14 protein-coding genes are annotated in these 15407 nt (G+C 70.9%); 6 read left to right on the forward strand and 8 right to left on the reverse strand.

All coding sequences use genetic code 11. From position 1 onward, the window contains the following. Nucleotides 1-114: 114 nt before the first annotated feature. From ACFWZ2_RS32040 to ACFWZ2_RS32050, 3 genes are all read right to left on the reverse strand, one after another. A complete protein-coding gene (locus tag ACFWZ2_RS32040) occupies nt 115-1047 on the reverse strand; it encodes an SPFH domain-containing protein (protein ID WP_384551622.1) in 933 nt (310 codons plus the stop codon). A 107-nt stretch (nt 1048-1154) separates the two neighbouring features. Further along, nucleotides 1155-1583, reverse strand: coding sequence for an NfeD family protein (locus tag ACFWZ2_RS32045; RefSeq protein ID WP_384551624.1), 429 nt, complete (start codon nt 1581-1583; stop codon nt 1155-1157). A gap of 45 nt (nt 1584-1628) precedes the next feature. Continuing rightward, the gene (locus ACFWZ2_RS32050) at nt 1629-2426 is read right to left on the reverse strand and encodes an ABC transporter ATP-binding protein (RefSeq protein WP_384551625.1); all 798 of its coding nucleotides are present in this window, start codon (nt 2424-2426) and stop codon (nt 1629-1631) included. 121 nt (nt 2427-2547) lie between these two features. Between ACFWZ2_RS32050 and ACFWZ2_RS32055 the strand changes: the two genes are divergently transcribed. After that, nucleotides 2548-3330 (forward strand): hypothetical protein, encoded by a 783-nt coding sequence (locus ACFWZ2_RS32055; RefSeq protein ID WP_384551627.1) that lies wholly within the window; start codon nt 2548-2550, stop codon nt 3328-3330. Nucleotides 3331-3409: 79 nt separating this feature from the next. On the opposite strand, the gene ACFWZ2_RS32060 is transcribed toward ACFWZ2_RS32055, so the two are convergent. The 4 genes from ACFWZ2_RS32060 to ACFWZ2_RS32075 form a co-directional block, all read right to left on the reverse strand. Continuing rightward, nucleotides 3410-3649 (reverse strand): chaplin, encoded by a 240-nt coding sequence (locus ACFWZ2_RS32060; protein WP_384551629.1) that lies wholly within the window; start codon nt 3647-3649, stop codon nt 3410-3412. Between the two features lie 274 nt (nt 3650-3923). Beyond that, a complete protein-coding gene (locus ACFWZ2_RS32065) occupies nt 3924-4169 on the reverse strand; it encodes a chaplin (RefSeq protein ID WP_384551631.1) in 246 nt (81 codons plus the stop codon). 171 nt (nt 4170-4340) lie between these two features. After that, complete coding sequence (locus ACFWZ2_RS32070; protein WP_384551633.1) at nt 4341-5003, reverse strand: response regulator; 663 nt, start codon at nt 5001-5003, stop codon at nt 4341-4343. Next, nucleotides 4996-6141: a GAF domain-containing sensor histidine kinase gene (locus tag ACFWZ2_RS32075; protein WP_384551635.1), complete on the reverse strand. Its 1146-nt coding sequence runs from the start codon at nt 6139-6141 to the stop codon at nt 4996-4998. The genes ACFWZ2_RS32070 and ACFWZ2_RS32075 overlap by 8 nt, the downstream gene beginning before the upstream one ends. A gap of 196 nt (nt 6142-6337) precedes the next feature. Here ACFWZ2_RS32075 and ACFWZ2_RS32080 point away from each other — a divergent pair, with 196 nt between their 5' ends. The 3 genes from ACFWZ2_RS32080 to ACFWZ2_RS32090 all read left to right on the forward strand — a co-directional run bounded on the left by ACFWZ2_RS32080 (nt 6338) and on the right by ACFWZ2_RS32090 (nt 9109). Further along, nucleotides 6338-7033, forward strand: coding sequence for an SDR family NAD(P)-dependent oxidoreductase (locus ACFWZ2_RS32080; protein ID WP_384551637.1), 696 nt, complete (start codon nt 6338-6340; stop codon nt 7031-7033). Next, a complete protein-coding gene (locus ACFWZ2_RS32085) occupies nt 7030-8106 on the forward strand; it encodes an S-adenosylmethionine:tRNA ribosyltransferase-isomerase (RefSeq protein WP_384551638.1) in 1077 nt (358 codons plus the stop codon). The genes ACFWZ2_RS32080 and ACFWZ2_RS32085 overlap by 4 nt, the downstream gene beginning before the upstream one ends. Nucleotides 8107-8416: 310 nt before the next feature. Next, nucleotides 8417-9109, forward strand: coding sequence for a DUF6033 family protein (locus ACFWZ2_RS32090; protein ID WP_384551640.1), 693 nt, complete (start codon nt 8417-8419; stop codon nt 9107-9109). Nucleotides 9110-9222: 113 nt separating this feature from the next. Here the strand turns inward: ACFWZ2_RS32090 and ACFWZ2_RS32095 are convergent, their stop codons facing one another. Next, nucleotides 9223-11841, reverse strand: coding sequence for an FHA domain-containing protein (locus ACFWZ2_RS32095; protein ID WP_384551642.1), 2619 nt, complete (start codon nt 11839-11841; stop codon nt 9223-9225). Nucleotides 11842-12109: 268 nt separating this feature from the next. On the opposite strand from ACFWZ2_RS32095, the gene ACFWZ2_RS32100 reads away from it, so the two are divergent. Next, complete coding sequence (locus tag ACFWZ2_RS32100) at nt 12110-13969, forward strand: streptophobe family protein (protein WP_384551644.1); 1860 nt, start codon at nt 12110-12112, stop codon at nt 13967-13969. Between the two features lie 142 nt (nt 13970-14111). Continuing rightward, nucleotides 14112-15326, forward strand: a complete 1215-nt coding sequence (gene serB / locus ACFWZ2_RS32105) for a phosphoserine phosphatase SerB (RefSeq protein WP_384551646.1) — start codon at nt 14112-14114, stop codon at nt 15324-15326. Nucleotides 15327-15407: the final 81 nt, after the last annotated feature.

Below are 15407 nucleotides of genomic sequence, written 5' to 3' on the forward strand. Positions count from 1 at the left end.
AGGCACCGGTCGGTGCCTGGCTGCGGGCCGTTCTGGGTTGATCGCGCCCACGCGGCGGAGCCGCACAATGTCACAGCCCCGCGCCCCTACGGGGCACGGGGGGGGCCGCTCACATCAGTCGATCGGCGGCTGTTCGCGGCGTTCCGTGGGCGACGGGGTGGAACCGCCGCCCATCGGGCCGAAGTTGCCGATCGCGCCGGACAGGCCCTTGAGGGCGTCGCCGATCTCGCTGGGGACGATCCAGAGCTTGTTCGCGTCGCCCTCGGCAATCTTCGGGAGCATCTGGAGGTACTGGTAGGAGAGCAGCTTCTGGTCCGGGTCTCCGGCGTGGATGGACTCGAAGACCGTACGGATCGCCTGGGCCTCGCCCTCGGCACGCAGGGCCGCGGCCTTGGCCTCACCTTCGGCGCGCAGGATCGCGGACTGCTTCTCACCTTCGGCGCGCAGGATCTCCGACTGCCGTACACCTTCGGCCTGGAGGATCGCGGCGCGCTTGTCGCGGTCGGCGCGCATCTGCTTCTCCATCGAGTCCTGGATGGAGGTCGGCGGCTCGATCGCCTTGAGCTCGACGCGGTTGACGCGGATGCCCCACTTGCCGGTGGCCTCGTCGAGGACGCCGCGCAGGGCCGCGTTGATCTCCTCGCGGGAGGTCAGGGTCCGCTCCAGGTCCATGCCACCGATGATGTTGCGCAGGGTGGTGACGGTGAGCTGCTCGATCGCCTGGATGTAGCTGGCGACTTCGTAGGTCGCGGCCCTCGCGTCGGTCACCTGGTAGTAGATGACGGTGTCGATGTTGACGACGAGGTTGTCCTGGGTGATCACCGGCTGGGGCGGGAACGGGACGACCTGTTCACGGAGGTCGATGCGGTTGCGGATCGAGTCGATGAACGGGACGACGATGTTGAGGCCCGCGTTCAGCGTTCTGGTGTAGCGGCCGAAGCGCTCGACGATGGCGGCGCTGGCCTGCGGGATGACCTGGATGGTCTTGATCAGGGCGATGAAGACCAGCACCACCAGAATGATCAGGACGATGATGATTGGTTCCATCGTGGTTCCCCGTACCCTTCATGCCTCGGTGTTCCCGGAAAGATCCGCGACATCGCGAAGATCTTGCTGGTCGAGTCTGTCAGACCGTCGCCCGGTCCGTGGGGCAATCACATGACGATCGCCGTCGCTCCGTCGATCTCGACGACGTCGACCTCCTGGCCCGCCTCGTAGGCGCTGTCCGTGTCGAGTGCGCGGGCCGACCAGATCTCGCCCGCCAGTTTGATGCGCCCGCCGGAGCCGTCGACCCGTTCCAGCACGACGGCCGACCTGCCCTTCAACGCCTCGACTCCGGTGGCCAGTTCCGGGCGCTGTGCGCGGTGCCTGGCCGCGATCGGCCGTACGACGCCGATGAGCGCGACGGACACCGCGGTGAAGACCACGACCTGGAGGACCGTGTCTCCGCCGAGCCCCGCGGTCACGGCGCCCGCGACGGCGCCCACGGCCAGCATGCCGAGCTCCGGCATGGCGGTCAGTACGAGCGGGATTCCGAGCGCGGCGGCGCCGATCAGCCACCACACCCATGCGTCGATGTCCACATGGTCATGGTAGGACCGCAGGTCCCTTCGGGGACAGGGCGCGGATCAGCTGAGCGGGAGCCCCGTGGCGGTCCAGCGGTCGTTCTTCTGCTCGACGACCAGCGGAAGGCCGAAGCAGCGGGAGAGGTTGCGCGAGGTCAGTTCGAGCTCGAGCGGGCCCGCGGCGAGGACCTTGCCCTGGCGGATCATGAGGACGTGCGTGAAGCCGGGGGCGATCTCCTCGACGTGGTGCGTGACCATGATCATCGAGGGGGCGATCGGGTCGCGGGCGAGGCGGCCGAGGCGGCGCACGAGGTCCTCGCGGCCGCCGAGGTCGAGGCCCGCCGCGGGCTCGTCCAGGAGCAGCAGCTCGGGGTCGGTCATCAGGGCGCGGGCGATCAGGGTGCGCTTGCGCTCGCCCTCGGAGAGGGTGCCGAACTTGCGGTCCAGGTAGTCGCTCATGCCGAGGCGGTCGAGGAAGGCGCGGGCGCGCTGTTCGTCGACGTCCTCGTAGTCCTCGTGCCAGCCCGCGGTCATGCCGTACGCCGCGGTGAGGACCGTCTGCAGGACGGTCTGGCGCTTGGGGAGCTTTTCGGCCATCGCGATGCCGGCGATGCCGATGCGCGGGCGCAGCTCGAAGACGTCGGTGCCGGGCTTGCCGAGGGTCTCGCCGAGGACGGTGGCGGTGCCGGTGCTCGGGAAGAGGTAGCTGGAGGCGACGTTCAGGAGGGTGGTCTTGCCCGCGCCGTTCGGGCCGAGGATGACCCAGCGCTCCCCTTCCTTGACCGACCAGGAGACCTGGTCCACCAGAGCCCGGCCCTCGCGGACCACAGATACGTCCTCAAGCTCCAGTACATCGCTCATGAGCGCGCTGTCTCCCATTGCAGTCTCGGTCGTCGCTCGCGCCTGTGGACGCGGCCCCCGGATAAAACCTACGCCACCGGCCGACCGTTCCTGTCGTGAGCCCGGTCCTTAGGCTGTGTGCATGCTCTCGGAACCACGCTCAGGACGCCTGGCCGCATGGGGAAATGCCCTTTTGGCCGGACTTGTTTCTCCGGATGACGCGGTGCTCGCGATGGTCGGCGAGGACGCGGTGCACCGGGTCGAAGGACTTCCCGGTGAGTCGGGCCCGGTCGGACTCACGCTCGCGATGGGACGCCTGCGCAGACTCGGCGTGACGGGTCTGCGGGTGGCGCTGCCCGCGCCGGGGCATCCGCTCGGGCTGAGCGGGCCGCCCGAGTTCAACGCCCGGGCCCTCGACGCGGAGGAGGCCGTCGTCGCGTTCGGCGCGCCGTACGGCCTGGTGCCCGAGGTGTACGAGGCGGGGCCGGACGGCGACGTGCATGTCGAGGTCGTCTGGCACTGCCTGCCCGTGCGCGAGGCGCCGCCCGCCGACGTGCCCTCGCTCGGCGAGGCGGAGCGCGAGCTGGCGGAGGCGCTGCGGGAGGCGACGGAGGTGCTTTCCCGGCTCGATGTCGCGGGGTCGGGTCCGGTCGCGGAGGCGGCGCTCGACGCGTACCGGGCGCGGGCCGAGCGGGGCCGCGAGGTGCTCGCGCCCGGGTATCCGCCGCGTGCGGTACGGGTGTTGGAGCTGGCGCAGCGGGTCGGGCTGCTGATTTCCCTGGCGTACGAGAACGGCCACGGCGGCGCCGTGAGCGCCTCGGAGATGGCCGCGCGGGGCCAGGCGCTGCGTCCGGTGGAGCGGACCGCCAGGCGGGCCCAGGTGGCCGCCTACAACGCGTACGTGGAGGAGCGGGAGCGGCACTGAGCGGCGCTCGCCCCGCAACGGGGAAGGCCCCGCGGACCGTGTGGTCCGCGGGGCCTTCCGTGCCGGTGCAGGCGGTACGTCAGCCGTTCGACGAGGAGTTGTCGAAGGTCGGGTTGAGCGCACCGATGACGTTGGCGCTGTTGCCCGTGGCGTTGACGGGGACGTGCACGGGGGCCTGCACGTGGTTGCCGGAGCCGACGCCCGGGGAGTTCTCGGCCTTGCCGTTGGCGTCCGCGTCGGCGAACGCGGAACCAGCGGAGGCGCCCGCGGCGAGACCGGCGACGGCGATGGCCAGGGCGGCCTTCTTGGCGATGTTCATGGGAAGTGTTCCTCCTGCTATTTCGTAGCGACCCCAGCCGCGGGGTCGCACGCTGAGAAACGCCTGGGCCGTCCGGATGACACGGGGCGGGGTTGCGATGCCCCCGTTTGGATCAATAGGCCGACGATCTGCGGAACTTGCGGGCGCGCCAGGCGTTACGGAGATCCGCGTTTTCGAGCCGGGTGCGGGGTCCGCGGTCCCGGCCCGAAAACGCGGACCGGCCCCCCGGGAAGTACCCGGGGGGCCGGTGGTCCTGCTGGACCCGTGGCGTTCGTCAGCCGTTGAAGCCGTCGTTCGCGAAGGTCGGGTTGAGGCCACCGATGACGGTCGCGGTGTTGCCGACGGCGTTCACGGGGACGTGCACCGGCGCCTGAACCAGGTTGCCCGAGCCGACGCCCGGCGACTCGACGGCCTTGCCGTGGGCGTCCGCACCACCGGTGGCGGAGGCGAGACCGGCACCAGCGGCGACGAGGCCACCCGCGACGAGCGTGACGGCAGCGGCCTTCTTCAGGTTCTTCACTTCAGGATCCTCCTAGCGACTGCCACGGCCAGCCGCCGCAGCATGCACTGGAGAACGGCCGGGCGGCGCGCAGGTTGCGCCGGACAGGGGACATCCACACGACGGTATGAATCTCAGCCCGGAACAGGACGGTCCGCTCTGACCGCCCCGTCGCCGCCCCGGCACCGCCGATCAGCCGGTCACCCCATGTCGTACGGCCCACAGGGCGGCCTGGGTCCGGTCGGCCAGGTCCAGCTTCATCAGGATGTTCGAGACATGTGTCTTGACGGTCTTTTCGGAGAGGACGAGGGCGCGGGCGATCTCGCGGTTCGAGCGGCCGTCGGCGATCAGGCCGAGGACCTCGCGCTCGCGCTCGGTGAGCGAACCGCCCCTGCCCTGCGTGCCGTTGGCCTCTTCCTGGGTGAGCAGGGCGCCCGCCACCTCGGGCTGGAGCAGGACGTGTCCCGCGTGCACCGAGCGGATGGCGCCGGCGAGGGCGTCCGGGTCGACGTCCTTGTAGACATACCCCGCGGCGCCCGCGCGCAGGGCGGGGACCACCGTGCGCTGCTCGGTGAAGCTGGTGACGATGAGCACGCGCGCGGGGTTGGCCAGTTCACGGAGCTTGCGCAGCGCCTCGACGCCGTCCATGCCGGGCATCTTGACGTCCATCAGGACGACGTCCGGCTTCAACTCCTCGGCCTGCGCCACGCCTTCGGCGCCGTCCGACGCCTCACCGACGACCTCGATGTCCTCCTGGATCTCCAGGAACGTACGCAGACCGCGACGGACCACTTGGTGGTCGTCGACCAGCAGCACCCGGATCCCTGCCTTGGGGTTGAGCACAGAGTCAGCCACCGGGAACCTCCATCTCGATCGTCGTGCCCTTGCCGGGCTCCGATTCCACGGTCAGCAGTCCGCCGACCCCGCTGGCCCGGTCCCGCATGGAGACCAGGCCCAAGTGCCGCCCCGCGCGCCGTATCGCATGGGGGTCGAAGCCGCTGCCGTCGTCGATGACGCGCAGGACGGCTCCGGCACCGCGCTTCTCCAGGACCACCGCCACATGCTCCGCCTCGGAGTGGCGCAGCGCGTTGTGCAGGGCCTCCTGGGCGACCCGCAGCATGGCTTCTTCCTGGGACGCGGGCAGCGCCCGTACGCCGTTGCTCTCGAAGGTGACCCGGGCGGAGTGCGCGCGGTGCAGCACCTGGGTGTGCGTACGCAGCGTGGCCACCAGGCCGTCCTCGTCGAGGGCCGCCGGGCGCAACTCCACGACGGCGGCGCGCAGTTCGTCCGCGGCCTCGGCCGCGAGCGCCGCGACCTGCTGCAGTTCGCCCTTGGCCCGCGACGGGTCGCGGTCCACCAGGGCGGCCGCGGCCTGGGCCGTCAGGCGCAGCGAGAAGAGCTTCTGGCTGACGGCGTCGTGCAGTTCATGGGCCAGGCGCGAGCGCTCCTCGGCGATGGTCAGCTCTCGACTGCGCTCGTAGAGACGGGCGTTGGTGAGGGCGATCGCCGCGTGCTGGGCGAGGATGGAGAGCAGTGCCTCGTCGTCCGCGGTGAAGCCGCAGCCGCCCTGGGGCTTGGCGCACTTCTTGTTGGCGAGGAAGAGCGCGCCGAGGGTCTCGTCTCCGTAGCGGATCGGCAGGCCGAGGAAGTCGGACATGTCCGGGTGCGCCGAGGGCCAGCCCTCGAAGCGCGGGTCCTTGCGCACGTCGGCGAGGCGCTCGGGCTCCGCCTTGCGCAGCATCGCGGCGAGGATGCCGTGCTGGCGGGGCAGCGGTCCGATCGCCTTCCACTGCTCGTCGCTGACGCCGTCGACGACGAACTGGGCGAACCCTCCGTGGTCGTCGGGGACTCCGAGCGCCGCGTACTCGGCGTCGAGCAGCTCGCGGGCCGAGGCGACGATCGTCTTGAGGACGTCGCGCACCTCCAGATGCCTGCTCATGGCCAGCAACGCGGCGCTCACCGCGTTCAGGCCGGATCGGGGTCCTTGACTCATGGCCACACCGTACCGGCGGGGTGTGACAGTGCGTATCGGACCTGTGGCGGCCCCCGCCTAGGGCCGGGGGCCTAGGCCCATGGGCCGGGACTAGTCCGAAGGGCCCCGGGGAGTTACGGCCCGCGTACGAGGTGTGAGGCAGGGGGTCGTTCCTACGTTGGGTCTCCTGGACGGACGACCCGAGGGGATGGATGTCATGCCGGTGGCGATCATTACGGGGGCTTCGAAGGGGCTGGGGCGCGCGCTCGGCACGGCGCTCGCGGAGAGCGGCTGGGATCTGGTGCTCGACGCCAGAACGGCCGGGGTTCTCCAGGAGACCGCGCGGGAGCTCTCGAAGGGCGGCGCGCGCGTGGCGGCGCTGGCCGGGGATGTCGGGGACGCGGGGCACCGCGCGGACCTGGTGGCGGCGGCGCGCCGGTTCGGCGGTCTCGATCTGCTGGTGAACAACGCGAGCGCGCTGGGCGCCGCGCCGCTCGTACGCCTGGACGGTCTCGCGCTCGACGGGCTGCGGGCCGCCCTTGAGACGAACGTGGTGGCGGCCCTCGGGCTCGTCCAGGAGGCACTGCCGCTGCTGCGGGCCTCCGCGGGCGCGGTCCTGAACGTCAGTTCCGACGCGGCCGTCGAGCCCTACGAGACGTGGGGCGGGTACGGCGTTTCCAAGGCCGCTCTGGACCACCTCTCCGCGGTGCTCGGGGTGGAGGAGCCCGGGATCCGGGTGTGGGCCGTGGACCCCGGGGACATGCGCACGGATCTGTACCGGGCCGCGGTGCCCGATGATCCGTCGGAGCGGCCGCTCCCGGAGACCGTGGTGCCCGCCTTCCTCGACATCATCGTCCGGCGTCCGGCCAGCGGCCGCTACACGGCGCCCGACCTGCTCGCGGGCGCCCGGTGAGCGTGCTCGGCGCGCCCCTGTGCGTGCCCGACGCGCTCTTCGCCCGGGTGCCCGCCGAGCAGCGGGGTGCCGGGCTCGGCAGGGACGCGGTGCGGCTGCTCGTGTCGCACGGCACCACGGTGACGCACCACGCGTTCACCGAGCTGCCGACGCTGCTGCGGGCCGGGGACCTGCTCGTCGTCAATACGTCGCGGACGCTGGCCGCGGCGGTCGACGGGCGCATCGGGCACGCGCGCGTGGTGGTGCATTTCTCCACGCGGGGCGAGGACGGGCGCTGGGCGGTGGAGCTGCGCGACCCGGACGGGAAGGGCACCACGCGCGCGCGTGCCGGTGGTCCCGCCGGTTCGGTGGTGCGGCTGCCCGGGGACGTACGCCTTGTATATGAGGAGCGGCTCGCGGCGGGGAGCGGGCGGCTGTGGTGGGTGCGGGTGTCGGGCGATGTGCCGGATCTCCTGCGGCGGCACGGGCGGCCCATTCGTTACTCCTATACAGAAAGGGACCAGCCGCTCTCCGCGCACCAGACCGTCTTCGCGCTGCCGTCGGCGGACGGTGCGGGCAGTGCGGAGATGCCGAGCGCCGGGCGGCCGTTCACGGCCGCGCTCGTGGCGGAGCTGGTGAGCAGGGGTGTGCAGTTCGCGCCCGTCACGCTGCACACGGGGGTCGCGTCGCAGGAGGCGCACGAGCCGCCGTATCCGGAGCTCTTCGAGGTGCCGCGGTCGTCGGCGCGGCTGATCAACGCCGCGCGGGCGGGCGGGGGCCGGGTCGTCGCGGTGGGGACGACGGCCGTGCGTGCCGTCGAGTCCGCGGCGGGCGCCGACGGCGTGGTCCGCGCGGCGGCGGGGCGCACCGATCTCGTGGTGACCCCCGAGCGCGGCGTACGCGTGGTGGACGGGCTGCTCACGGGGCTGCACGAGCCGCAGGCCTCGCATCTGCTGATGCTGGAGGCGGTCGCGGGGCGTGCCGCGGTCGACCGGGGTTATGCCGAGGCGGTACGCCGTCTCTACCTGTGGCACGAGTTCGGCGACGTCCACCTCCTCCTCCCGGAGGAGCGTCCTCACTGTGAGCGTTGCTGAGGCAACTCATGGTGAGACTGTTACGCGTCCGATGTGAGCCCGCGCATAGGACGCACATCACGTACGAAGGTCCCTAGTGGATAAGGAATCCCTTTATGTACGGGGGGTGTGAGGGCGTCTGAGGCATCGGCGCACCCCCTGATCCACTACCCGGGATCGTACGTCACACCTTTGCCACAGAATTTTGCTGCCGCTAAGAATTGCTCCCGTCGCTCGGCGCCGCGGTCCCGCACCGCGGCGTTTGTGCCGGAGAAGCAAGTGTCCCCGCCGGACCAGAGCGACCTCCGCTATTCGAAGAGGTCCCACTCGCATGTCCAAGCACAGCACCCCTGGCCATAGTCGCAACACCGTGACCAAGGCCCAGAAGTTCTCGATCGCCGGTGTCGCCACGCTCGGCGCCGCCGCCCTCGCGTTCTCCCTCGTGCCGGGCAGCTCCGAGGCCGGGACCCAGGCCGCCGACGTCTCCCCCGTGGCCTTCGCCGTGTCCTCCGACGCGCAGCAGACGGTCCACGCCAGCGTCACCAAGCAGCAGTCCAACGCCGACAAGCAGGCCAAGGACGCCGCCGCGAAGGCCGCCGCCGACAAGAAGGCCGCCGACGAGGCCGCCGCGAAGAAGAAGGCCGAGGACGAGCGCAAGGCCAAGGAGGCCGCCAGCCGCGCCGCCGCCCGCAAGCCCGTCTACGCCAACAACCTCGACGGCTGGATCCGCCAGTCCCTGGACATCATGAAGTCCAAGGGCATCCCCGGTTCCTACGAGGGCCTGCACCGCAACATCATGCGCGAGTCCACGGGCAACCCGAACGCCATGAACGGCTGGGACATCAACGCCCAGAACGGCACCCCGTCGATCGGCCTGCTCCAGGTCATCCAGCCGACGTTCGACGCGTACCACGTCGAGGGCACCTCGACGAACATCTACGACCCGGTCGCCAACATCGTCGCCGCGGCCAACTACGCGGCCGACAAGTACGGCTCGATGGACAACGTGAACGGCGCCTACTGAGCCTTGATCGCCTGATCAACGGACCTCTTCAGCCGAAGCGAGGCCCACAGACGCCGAAGGGCGGCACCCCGTGCGGGGTGCCGCCCTTCTCGTGTGCCCAGGGGGCACGGTGATCACTTGCGCATGACCTCCGGCTCGTGCCGGCGCAGCAGGCGCGCGACCGCGAAGCCACAGGCGATGCCGAGCAGCAGCAGGACCGTGATGTTGAGGCCCCACTGTCCGGCCGAGTGCTCCCACAGCGGGTCCAGGTCACCCGGCTTCTTCGGGTCCCACGGCGGCATCAGGTGCGCGAGGTCGAGCGTGGCGCCCGCGCCCGCGATGGCCCAGCGGGACGGCATCAGCCAGGCGAACTGCTCCAGGCCCGGCGAACCGTAGATCTGGAAGAGGACACCGGTGAAGACGACCTGGACGATCGCGAACATCACCAGGAGCGGCATGGTCTTCTCGGAGGTCTTTACCAGCGAGGAGATGACCAGGCCGAACATCATCGAGGTGAAGCCGAGCGCGATGATCGTCAGGCAGATCTCCACGGCCGGGGGCATGATCAGGCCCTCTTCCGGGAGGTCGCGGGGCGCGAAACCGATGCCGCAGATGATGACGCCCTGGATGGCCGTGATCACGCCGAGGACGATGACCTTGGACATCAGGTACGCCGAGCGGGACAGGCCGGTGGCCCGTTCCCGTTCGTAGATGACCCGTTCCTTGATCAGCTCACGTACGGAGTTGGCCGCGCCCGAGAAGCACATGCCGACCGCGAGGATCAGCATGATCGTGCCCGCGTCGCCGTTGAACTTGACCGGCGGTTTCGGCGGGGCGAGGCCGAAGTCGGCCGGGATCACGACGCTGACGATGCCGAGGACCGCGGGCAGGATCACCATCAGGCCCATGAAGCCCTTGTCGGAGGCGATCACCGAGACATAGCGGCGGATCAGGGTCCACAGCTGCGAACCCCAGCCCTGCGGTTTCGGCGGCCTGACCGCCTGGGGCGGCGGCATCTGCACGGACTGCGCGGCGACGGCGTCGATGTCCGCGGCGTACATCTGGTAGTGCTGCGAGCCCTTCCAGCGGCCCGCCCAGTCGTAGTCGCGGTAGTTCTCGAAGGCGGAGAAGACGTCGGCCCAGGTGCTGTAGCCGAAGAAGTTGAGGGCTTCCTCCGGCGGACCGAAGTACGCCACCGAACCGCCCGGCGCCATCACCAGGAGCTTGTCGCAGATCGCCAGCTCGGCGACCGAGTGCGTGACGACGAGGACCGTGCGGCCGTCGTCGGCGAGACCGCGCAGGAGCTGCATGACGTCGCGGTCCATGCCCGGGTCGAGGCCGGAGGTCGGCTCGTCCAGGAAGATCAGCGACGGCTTGGTCAGCAGCTCCAGGGCCACGGAGACGCGCTTGCGCTGGCCACCGGAGAGGGAGGTGACCTTCTTCTCCTTGTGGATGTCCAGCTTGAGCTCGCGCAGCACCTCGTCGATGCGGGCCTCGCGCTCCTGCTCCGTGGTGTCCGCGGGGAAGCGCAGCTTGGCCGCGTACTTGAGGGCCTTCTTGACGGTCAGTTCCTTGTGCAGGATGTCGTCCTGCGGGACCAGGCCGATGCGCTGGCGCAGCTCGGCGAACTGCTTGTACAGGTTCCGGTTGTCGTAGAGGACGTCGCCCTGGTTGGCGGGCCGGTAGCCGGTGAGCGCCTTGAGCAGGGTGGACTTTCCGGAACCCGAGGGGCCGATGACCGCGATGAGCGACTTCTCCGGGACGCCGAAGGAGACGTCCTTGAGGATCTGCTTGCCGCCGTCGACCGTGACCGTGAGGTGGCGGGCCGAGAAGGAGACGTCACCGGTGTCGACGAACTCCTCGAGCTGCCCGCCGACCAGGCGGAAGGTCGAGTGGCCGACGCCGACGATGTCGTTCGGGCCGATCAGGACCGTCGAGGACTTCGCGATCGGCTGGCCGTTGACGTACGTGCCGTTGTGCGACCCGAGGTCGTGGATCTCGAAGCGGCCGTCGGGCGTCGCCGTGAACTCGGCGTGGTGGCGCGAGACCTGCAGGTCGGAGACGACCAGCTCGTTCTCCAGGGCACGACCGATGCGCATCTTCCGGCCGAGCGCCAGCTGGTGGAACGTGGTCGGGCTGCGGTCACCGTAGACCGGCGGAGCCCCCGCGACGCCGCCGGAACCGGACGGGCCGCCCTGCTGCGGGGGCACGTGCGGCTGGTGCTGCTGTTGCGGCGGCTGGTGCTGCTGGGGCGGCTGCTGTTGCTGCCAGCCCTGCTGCTGCGCCTGGTACGGGGCCTGCTGCTGGGGTGCCTGCTGGTGCGGGGCCTGCTGCTGAGGGGCCTGCGCGGCCCAGCCGGGAGCCTCCTGCTGGGGCTGCTGAGGCGCGTGCTGCGGCGCGGCCTGCTGCTGGGCGTGCTGCTGCGGCGCCGAGACGGCGGCCGCCGCGGCCGCGCCCGAGGCGCTGCCGGACACATTCACCCGCGGACCGTCGGTCGCGTTGCCGAGGTGCACGGCCGAACCCGGGCCGATTTCCATCTGGTGGATCCGCTGGCCCTGCACGAAGGTGCCATTGGTGCTGCCGTGGTCCTCAATGACCCAACTGCGACCGCTCCAGCTGATCGTGGCGTGACGCCAGGACACCCTGGCGTCGTCAAGCGAGATGTCTCCCTGCGGATCACGTCCGAGGGTGTATGGCCTGGACGGGTCGAGCGTCCAGGTCCTTCCATTCAATTCCAGTACGAGTTCCGGCACTCCATGCCCCACTGAGTTGTCCCCCGAGCTAGCCCCCATCGATGGGGAGTCTAGGGATGTCGAACATCGGGAGGAACTATTTCAGGCGGAGGGCTCTGACCGAAAGTCGGGCCTTGTGAAGACTGCGTACGGGCCTCTACGGCCGTCCCGTTGACGGGGCAGATATCGCCCCGGAGAGTAGTAAGCGCCCATCAGTGCCTACGGATCATGCGCATTGAGAGCATTACGTGCATTTGGGGCGGCGAACTGTGGTTCGGGGGGTCCTCTGTTGCAGACCGACGAATACAAAGGCGAAAGCCGGGGCGTGCGGTGGGGTGACGTGCTGCTCTCCGCGATCGCCGCGGTGAGCTGGGCCCTGGTCGGCATGGCGGGGACGGCGGCGCTCGGGCTGCATCTGCTCGACGCGGACTCGGTGGGCTCACTCGGACCGATGACGGCGGCCACGGTGGTGCTCGGCGCGGGCGGATCGGTCACGCCGTCCGGCGACGTCTCCGCATTCGGCCTGAAGGGTGCGGAAGCGGCCACGGCCATCGACATCGCGCCACTCGGCGTGGGCCTGGTGGGCGCACTCCTGCTGGCCCACTTCTTCCTGCGCTCGCTGCGCGGGGCCGGCGTCACCATCTCGCCCGGTGAACTCGCCGCCCGCCTGGGCGCGGTGATCGCCCTCTTCCTCGCGATGCTCGCGGGCCTCGCCTGGGCAGGACACGACATCATCACGATCGACGGCGAACAGCTCGGCATCGACAAGGGGATCGAGGAAGGGCTCGACAAACTGCCGGGCGGCATCGGCGACAAACTGCCCGGCGGCATCGGGGGCCTGCTGCCCGACCGGCTCGGGGACCTGGCGGCGGCGAAGGCCGCGGTCGGGTTCACGGTGGACACCGCGCCGACGCTGCTCGGCGGCGCGCTCTGGGTGGTCGGCGTGCTTCTCATCGCGCTGCTCGCCTCGCGCCGCACACCGCTGCCGCGCGCCCTCGACGCGCTGCACCAGGTGGTGCGGCCCGCCGTGTCCGCGCTGGTCGCGGTGATCGTGATGGCGGTCGTCGCGGGTCTCGCGGCCGCCGTGTACGCAATGGTGGGCGACGACCACCCCCGGCGGATCGCCGGTGCCGCGCTGCTCGGGGCACCGAACGGCGTGTGGCTCGGCGTCCCCGTCGGGCTCTTCGTGCCGTGGGACGGCAGGGCGACGGGGGCGCTCACCCAGTTCCTGCCGGATCCGGTGGACGACCTCCTGAACGGACCTGCCGACAAGGCGCTCACCCTCGACCGCCTCGCGGAACTCGACGGCCGGGTCTGGCTGTTGGGGGTCGCTGCGGCGCTGATGATGCTGTTCGCGGGGGTGCTCACGGCCGTCCGGACTCCTTGGGTGCGGGGGGTGTCGGGGGCCGGGGCTCTGCGGCGGCGCTCTTCGGGACGGCATTCCTCTCCACGGGATTCCTCTGCACATGAAGAGGGCGTACCGGACGGGGCCGCGCGGGAGACGGGCGCGCGTGAGGTGGGCGCTCTGGGATTCGCGGGGCGCTGCGGCGTGCGGCTCGGGGTCGTGACGGCGCTCGGGCTTCCGCTCCTTGTGTGGCTGACCGGTCTCTCCGCCGATGCCTCGCTGTCCGTGTTCGGCTTCGACGCGTTCGACGCGGGGGTCGAGTTGCACGGGCGGCTGGGGACGGCGGTGCTGCTCGGGGCCGCGTGGGGGTTCGGCGCAGGTTTCGTGGGGGCGCTGCTCGCGGCGGCCACGGGGGCGGCGGGAGGCAGCGCTGCGGTGCTCGCGCTCGCGGGGGGCGAGGGTCCGGCCCGTGCCGCGGCGCCGGAACCGGCCGTGGCAGGAGCATCCGAAGCCGGACCGTCCGAGGCGGGACCGTACCGCCCCGGCACTCCGCACCGGCCGCCGAACCCCGACACGAATCCCTATCTGCGACCGCGTCCGCGCGGGGACGGGGCTCCCCCGCCGGGTGACTCCCCCACCCGGCCGCCCCGGGACGTCTCCGGGGCCCCGACCGTGGTGGGCCCGGTCGTGCCACCACCCCGCCCACGATCCCGCTCGACGGACTGGCCACCGCCACCGCCGCCTCCCCCACCGCCACCGGAGGAGGGCCCGCCCCCACCGGGGAGGCCACGACGCCCGCGCTGAACAGTCCCCTGCTTCGACCTTGCAGCACGGAGCACACAGGTGGGCGGGCCGGCGAATTCTGCCGCGAAACGGCAGGCCAGGTGTCCGGCAGACGGACCGCCCAGGCACCCGCAGGGAGGGGGCGGATACCGTAGGGATCACCATGAGTGCTTCGCAGCCCCCTCAGTCTGCCGACGTCCCGACGCTCCTCGTCAAGATCTTCGGCAAGGACCGCCCCGGCATCACCGCCGGCCTCTTCGACACCCTCGCCGCCTACTCCGTCGACGTCGTCGACATCGAGCAGGTCGTCACCCGCGGCCGCATCGTGCTGTGCGCGCTCGTGACCGAGCCGCCCGCCGGCCTGGAGGGCGACCTGCGTTCCACCGTCCACAGCTGGGCGGATTCCATGAAGATGCAGGCCGAGATCATCTCCGGCATCGGCGACAACCGGCCCCGCGGGCTCGGGCGTTCGCTGGTGACCGTCCTCGGCCACCCCCTGACCTCGGAGTCGACGGCCGCGATCGCCGCCCGCATCACGGCGACCGGCGGCAACATCGACCGTATCTTCCGTCTCGCCAAGTACCCGGTCACCGCCGTGGAGTTCGCGGTCTCCGGTACGGATACGGAGTCGCTGCGCACCGCCCTCGCGCTGGAGGCGTCGAAGCTCGGCGTGGATGTCGCCGTCGTCGCGGCGGGCCTGCACCGCCGTGCCCAGCGCCTGGTCGTGATGGACGTCGACTCGACGCTCATCCAGGACGAGGTCATCGAACTCTTCGCCGCGCACGCGGGGTGCGAGGACAAGGTCGCCGAGGTGACCGCGGCCGCGATGCGCGGCGAGCTGGACTTCGAGCAGTCGCTGCACGCGCGCGTGGAGCTCCTCGCGGGCCTGGACGCCTCGGTCGTCGACAAGGTCCGCTCCGAGGTCCGGCTCACCCCCGGCGCCCGCACCCTCATCCGTACGCTCAAGCGCCTCGGCTACCAAGTGGGCGTGGTCTCGGGCGGGTTCACCCAGGTCACCGATGATCTGAAGGAACGTCTCGGCCTCGACTTCGCCCAGGCCAACACCCTGGAGATCGTCGACGGCAAGCTCACCGGCAAGGTGACCGGCGAGATCGTCGACCGGGCGGGCAAGGCGCGGCTCCTGCGCCGCTTCGCCACGGAGGCCGCCGTCCCCCTTGAGCAGACCGTCGCGATCGGCGACGGCGCGAACGACCTCGACATGCTGAACGCGGCCGGTCTCGGTGTCGCCTTCAACGCCAAGCCCGTGGTCCGCGAGGCCGCGCACACCGCAGTGAACGTGCCCTTCCTGGACACCGTCCTCTATCTCCTCGGCATCACCCGCGAAGAGGTCGAGGCGGCGGACACGCACGCCGACTGACGGCACCGCACTTCTCTCGTACGTCGACGGGGCCCGGCACCGCTTCTGGTGCCGGGCCCCGTCGTCATGGGCGGAAGGGGG

Origin of the sequence: Streptomyces sp. NPDC059002, from assembly GCF_042740435.1 — a bacterium.
Taxonomy (GTDB): Bacteria; Actinomycetota; Actinomycetes; order Streptomycetales; family Streptomycetaceae; genus Streptomyces.

Excerpts from the sequence above, each read along its gene's own strand:
- ACFWZ2_RS32040 (WP_384551622.1), bottom strand. The coding sequence starts at position 1,047 with ATGGAACCAATCATCATCGTCCTGATCATTCTGGTGGTGCTGGTCTTC.
- ACFWZ2_RS32050 (WP_384551625.1), bottom strand. The coding sequence starts at position 2,426 with ATGAGCGATGTACTGGAGCTTGAGGACGTATCTGTGGTCCGCGAGGGC.
- ACFWZ2_RS32055 (WP_384551627.1), top strand. The coding sequence starts at position 2,548 with ATGCTCTCGGAACCACGCTCAGGACGCCTGGCCGCATGGGGAAATGCC.
- ACFWZ2_RS32060 (WP_384551629.1), bottom strand. The coding sequence starts at position 3,649 with ATGAACATCGCCAAGAAGGCCGCCCTGGCCATCGCCGTCGCCGGTCTC.
- ACFWZ2_RS32075 (WP_384551635.1), bottom strand. The coding sequence starts at position 6,141 with ATGAGTCAAGGACCCCGATCCGGCCTGAACGCGGTGAGCGCCGCGTTG.
- ACFWZ2_RS32080 (WP_384551637.1), top strand. The coding sequence starts at position 6,338 with ATGCCGGTGGCGATCATTACGGGGGCTTCGAAGGGGCTGGGGCGCGCG.
- ACFWZ2_RS32090 (WP_384551640.1), top strand. The coding sequence starts at position 8,417 with ATGTCCAAGCACAGCACCCCTGGCCATAGTCGCAACACCGTGACCAAG.
- serB (WP_384551646.1), top strand. The coding sequence starts at position 14,112 with ATGAGTGCTTCGCAGCCCCCTCAGTCTGCCGACGTCCCGACGCTCCTC.